The sequence below is a fragment of the Actinomadura bangladeshensis genome, assembly GCF_004348335.1.
Classification (GTDB): Bacteria; Actinomycetota; Actinomycetes; order Streptosporangiales; family Streptosporangiaceae; genus Spirillospora; species Spirillospora bangladeshensis.
Map to the genome: position 1 here is coordinate 1 of NZ_SMJW01000561.1, position 1,102 is coordinate 1,102.

Here is a 1,102-nt window from a genome sequence, read left to right on the forward strand (position 1 = left end):
GTCATGGGGCGGGGTTTGCCGAGTCGTGCGGGTGTGCGGTGACTCTCGGCGCCCCGGGCCGCGGGGCGCGGCGCGTCGCGGCGCGGCGGGCCGCGCCGCGGCGGGGCGACGGTGACGGACCGTGACGATCGACGGGCGCCGGCGCGGGTGCCGGACGGGCCGCCGCGCCGGGTGTGTGATCTACGACTCCGCGGGCCGTCCGGGCGTGGCCCCGGCGCCTGCGGCGGTGCCCGTACCGGCGCCTGCGCCGGCTCCGGGCGCCGTCTCGCCGCCGGGGTGGGCGCCCTTGGCGGGCCGCCGCCGGCGGGCGGGCGGGGTGACGCCGTCGGCGAGGCGGCGGGCGGTGACGAGGAAGCCGGTGTGGCCGACCATGCGGTGGTCGGGCCGGACGGCGAGGCCGTCGACGTGCCAGGAGCGGAGCATGGTCTCGAAGGCGTAGGGCTCGGCGAAGTTGCCGTGGGCGCGGAGGTCTTCGACGACGCGGGACATCTGCGTGGTGGTGGCGATGTACGCGCAGACCATGCCGCCCGGCACGAGGGCCTTGGCGACGGCGTCGAGGGTCTCCCACGGGGCGAGCATGTCGAGGACGACGCGGTCGACGTCGGTCTCGGTGAGGGCGTGCTCGAGGGAGCCGACGGTGAGGCGCCAGGCGGGGTGGGGGCCGCCGAAGAACTTCTCGACGTTGCCGCGGGCGATGTCGGCGAAGTCGGGGCGGCGCTCGTAGGACGAGACGAGGCCGTGCTCGCCGACGGCGCGCAGGAGCGAGCAGGTGAGCGCGCCCGATCCGGCGCCGGCCTCGACGACGCGGGCGCCGGGGAAGATGTCGGCCATGGCGATGATCTGGGCCGCGTCCTTGGGGTAGACGACGGCGGCGCCGCGCGGCATGCGGAGGGTGAAGTCGGCGAGGAGGGGGCGGAAGGCGAGGTACTCGGTGCCGCCGGTGGAGCGGAACACGCTGCCTTCGGGGCTGCCGATGATGTCGTCGTGCGGGACCGAGCCCTTGTGGGAGTGGTAGAGCTTGCCGGGCTGCAGGGTGATGGTGTTGATGCGGCCCTTGGGGTCGGTGAGCTGAACCTGGTCGCCGGGGCGGAAGGGGCCGTGG

The 1,102-nt window shown here is 76.0% G+C and carries 1 protein-coding gene; it reads right to left on the reverse strand.

Features of this window, described 5'->3' with window-relative positions; genetic code table 11:
* Positions 1 to 180: 180 nt before the first annotated feature.
* On the reverse strand, positions 181 to 1,102 hold a 922-nt coding region (locus E1284_RS40865; RefSeq protein WP_131945463.1), incomplete at its 5' end, for a tRNA (adenine-N1)-methyltransferase.